Raw genomic sequence first — 4,181 nt, 5'->3', positions numbered from 1 at the left:
CGCCCCGAGCCCGCCGAACGCTGGACCGGCCCGATCCGCCCGCGCCGCGCGGCCGACTGGCGGCCGTTCACGGGCGCGTTGTCGGCGCGCTCGGCCGCGCATGCGCTGTCGGTGCTCGGCGCGCTGTTCCGCTGGCTGGCCGAACAGCGCTATCTGCTCGCGAATCCGTTCTCGGGCGTCAAGGTGCGCGGCGGTGCGCGCTCGGCCGCGCTCGACACGTCGCGCGTGTTCAGCGACGGCGAATGGCAGATCGTGCGCGTGATCGCCGACGGCCTCGAATGGTCGGGCGGCTGGGAGCCGGCAGCGGCGCAGCGGCTGCGTTTCCTGCTCGATTTCTCTTATGCCACCGGCCTGCGCGCGAGCGAGCTCGTGAATCTGACGCTCGGCGCGATCCGCAGCGATGCGCGCGACGACCGCTGGATCCACCTCGTCGGCAAGGGCGGCAAGGCCGCGCGCGTGGCGCTGCCGCCGCTGGCCTGGCAAGCGCTGACGCGCTATACGGGCGAGCGCGGCCTGTCGATGGTCGCGGCGCAATGGCGGCCCGACACGCCCGTGATCGGCGGCCTGGCCGGCGACGTGCAGGCGGGTATCAGCGGCGTGCGGCTCTGGAAGGTGCTCAAGCGCTTCTTCATGCAGGTGGCCGGGCAGCTCGCCGCCGATCATCCGCCGCTCGCCGACAAGCTGCGCCGCGCGAGCCCGCACTGGATGCGCCACACGCACGCCACCCACGCGCTCGCGCGCGGCGCGGAGCTGACCACCGTGCGCGACAACCTGCGCCACGCGTCGATCTCGACCACCTCCATCTACCTGCACGGCGACGAGATCAAGCGCGCCAAGCAGATGGCCGACGCGTTCGGCGCGAAATCGTGAGCGCGGCGTAAGTGTGTCAACGCGCGCGGCCCGAGCGCGGTCGTGTTTAGCTCGGAATCCCCGTTGTTTCGCCTTTTTCGTTGCACGGTGCGCGCGTAAAATGCGTCGCGATTCCCGCCGTCGCGCCAACGCCCGGCGACGCATGCGCGCGTCGCCGCCGACACACCCGCTATCACCACGATGACAAAAACGACACGTTTCCTCCGAGGCGCGCTGGCGCTTGCCGGGGTGCTGGCCAGCGCCGCGCCCGCCGTTCATGCCGCATCGCCCGCCGCCGCGCCCGCGATCGTCGTCGACACCGGCCACACGCCCGCGCATCCGGGCGCGACCGGCGCCAGCGGCCGCGTCGAATACCGTTACAACCTCGATTTGTCGGCGGCGGTCGCGGCCGATCTGGCCGCGCACGGCGACCGCGTGTTCCGCACCTCGGCCGACGGCCGCGAGATCGCGCTGGCCGCGCGCGCCACGCAGCATCCCGACGCGAACCTGTTCGTGTCGATCCATCACGATTCGATCCAGCAGCAGTATCTCGACGCGGGCCGTCAGCGCAACTTCCACGGCTACGCGATCTTCGTGTCCGAGCGCAATCCGCATTACGCGCAGAGCCTGCGCTGCGCGAAGGCGGTCGGCGAGCAGATGCGGGCGGCCGGCGAAACGCCGTCGCTCTATCACGCGGAACCGATTCGCGGCGAGAACCGTCCGCTGCTCGACAGCCGGCTCGGCATTCACCGCTTCGACGACCTGATGGTGCTGCACACCGCGCCCATGCCGGCGCTGCTGATCGAGGCGGGCGTGATCGTCAACCCCGACGAAGAGCGACGGCTCGCGCAGCCGGACACGATCCGGCGCATCGGCGGCGCGATCGCCGCCGGCATCGAGGCGTGCACGCAGGCCGGCCCGGCCTGATGCGGGTGACGCGGGCCATCGATTTTCCCGGGCGCGCGCGCCCGATTCGCTTACTATCTGAAGCTTGCGGCGGCGGAACCCGTCGCCGCCTCCTCTGACCGACCTCTCGCCATGCAACGACCGGAGCCGCGCCTGACCGAACCGCTCGCCGCGCTCGACGAATCGATCGACCACGCGGTCGGCGATGCGCCGTGCCACGCCGACGCGACCCGCATCGAGCGCGCGATCTCGCAGGCCGCCCAGCCGGTGTGCCTGTGTGCGTCCGACGGCACGCTGACCTGGACCAACGCCGCGTTCGAGCGGCTCACCGGCCGCCGCGCCGGCGTGCCGGGCGCCGTGTTGCGCCTGCCGTCGATGCTGGCCGCGCCGGGCGACACCTGGGCCGCGCCCAGCATGGACGCGCTCGCGCGCGGCAGCGAGATCTGGTTGCTGCAGCGGCCCGCCGGCGACACGTTGCCGGTGCGCCTCGTGCTCTCGCCGCTCTACGCGGCCGAGGCGGGCGACGTTCGGCATGCGGCCCGGCGCGGCGCGGCGGCGCAATTGGCCGGCGGCATCGACGTGTCGGGCCAGGATGCGCGGCCGGCCGAGGCGAACGGCGCGAACGGCATCGGCACCGACGCCTGGGTGGTGTTCGTCAGCCGCGCCAACAACGAGCCGCCGTCGGGCGGCGAGCTCTGGTACGCCGCGAACTACGACGACACCACGCGCCTGCCGAACCGCAAGCTGTTCGCCGAACGGCTCGATCTGCGGATCGCCCGCGCCCGCGCCACCGACGGCTGCTTCAGCATCGTGCTGCTCGAAATCGGCGGCCTCAACACGATCCGCAACGCGCTCGGGTTGCCCGGCGTGGAACTGGCCGTGCGCGTGACGGGCGAGCGGCTGCGCACCAAGGTGCCGCATCTGTATGGCGTGGCCAGCATGGGCGACGGCAAATTCGCGATGCTGTGCGACGAGCCCGCGCCGTCGGTGCGGCGGCTGGTCGACACCATCGTGGCCTGCGCCGGCGAGTCGATCGAGTTCGCCGGGGCGGCGCTGCACGTGTCGGCCAGCGCCGGCATCGCCGCGTATCCCGATCACGGCGAGGACACCGATACGCTGCTGCGCCGCGCGAACGTCGCGCTGTCGTCGGCGATCGAGGACGGCGACGGCGTGGCCGTGCCGTTCTCCAGTTCGCTCGAAGTGCGCGCCACGCGCCGCTTCGAGCTGGAAGCGGCGCTCTCGCGCGGTATCGACCGTCAGCAGTTCTGGCTCGCCTATCAGCCGCAGGTCACGCTCGAAACCGGCCACATCGCGCAGGTCGAGGCGCTGCTGCGCTGGCGGCATCCGCGCTCGGGCGACATCAGCCCGAACGAATTCATCCCGATCGCCGAGGAAAGCGGCCTGATCGACCGGATCGGCGAATGGGCGATCCGCACCGCCTGCCGGGAAATCGGCCGCCTGCACCGCGATCGCGACGACGCGCCGCGCGTGTGCGTGAACGTCTCGCCGCAGCAGTTCCGGCGCGGCAACCTGCTCGGCATCATCGAGCAGGCGCTCGACGACAGCGGGCTCGCGCCGCACAACCTCGAAGTGGAAATCACCGAAGGCGTGCTGTTCGGCGACACCGAGGCCGCGCTCGACACCGTCTCGTCGATCCGCCAGCTCGGCGTGGAGATCGCCGTCGACGATTTCGGCACCGGCTATTCGAGCCTGTCCTATCTCACGCGTTTTCCGGTCAACCGCGTGAAGATCGATCGCGCGTTCGTCGCGCCGCTGCCGAGCGACGCGCGCAGCGCCGAACTGGTGGCCGCCATCATCGCGATGGCGCATGCGCTGAAGATGCGCGTGACGGCCGAGGGCGTGGAAACCATCGAGCAGGCCAACCAACTGCTCGCGCTCGGTTGCGACGAGGCGCAGGGCTTCTGGTACGCCCGGCCGCATTCGATCGCGTCGCTGCGCACGCTGATCGGCATGTAGGGCGGGGCGGCGGGCCGCCTTGTTTTCAGTCTTTCGTTTTCCTTTCTTTTTATCCGGGGCGGGAGCGGCCCGACGCCCGAAAAATATTTTCATCGGGCAGGGAATAAGCGGGCGCGGCCGGTGTTCGCCGTATGACTCCCGCGATTGACCCGACTCGCCCAGCCATGAAACCCGCACCCGAACCGATCCCGACCGAGCAGGACGTCCAGGCCTACGCCGACGGCCGGCTTGCCGCCGAGCGCGCGCCGAGCGTGCTGGCCTATCTGGCGCGGCAACCGGCCGAGGCGCGCCGCGTGGCGTTCTATGCGCGCGTCAACGCGCAGATGCGCTCGCATTTTCCGGCGCAGCTCGCGATCGACGGGGCCGAACCGGCGTGGGGCGGCGAGCGGTTTCCGGCGGCGGATGTTGCGCTGCCGCCAGCGCCCTCGCGCGGCGTGCGGCGCGGGTGT

Annotated in this window: 3 protein-coding genes and 1 pseudogene; all 4 read left to right on the top strand. The window is 71.3% G+C overall.

Annotated elements, in window-relative coordinates:
- The coding region (locus G3N92_RS31330; protein WP_206131417.1) for a tyrosine-type recombinase/integrase at window positions 1-870 on the top strand (870 nt) is incomplete at its 5' end.
- A 180-nt stretch (window positions 871-1,050) separates the two neighbouring features.
- On the top strand, window positions 1,051-1,776 hold the full coding sequence (locus tag G3N92_RS31325) for an N-acetylmuramoyl-L-alanine amidase (RefSeq protein ID WP_206131416.1): 726 nt from the start codon (window positions 1,051-1,053) through the stop codon (window positions 1,774-1,776).
- A 111-nt stretch (window positions 1,777-1,887) separates the two neighbouring features.
- Window positions 1,888-3,732 (top strand): EAL domain-containing protein, encoded by a 1,845-nt coding sequence (locus tag G3N92_RS31320; protein ID WP_206131415.1) that lies wholly within the window; start codon window positions 1,888-1,890, stop codon window positions 3,730-3,732.
- Between the two features lie 164 nt (window positions 3,733-3,896).
- Window positions 3,897-4,181: pseudogene (locus G3N92_RS31315) on the top strand (hypothetical protein); the annotation flags it as partial.

The sequence above is a fragment of the Burkholderia sp. Ac-20379 genome (assembly GCF_017104645.1).
Lineage (GTDB): Bacteria > Pseudomonadota > Gammaproteobacteria > Burkholderiales > Burkholderiaceae > Burkholderia.
Note: the sequence above shows the minus strand (reverse complement) of the source record. Positions and strands in the feature narration are given on the sequence as shown.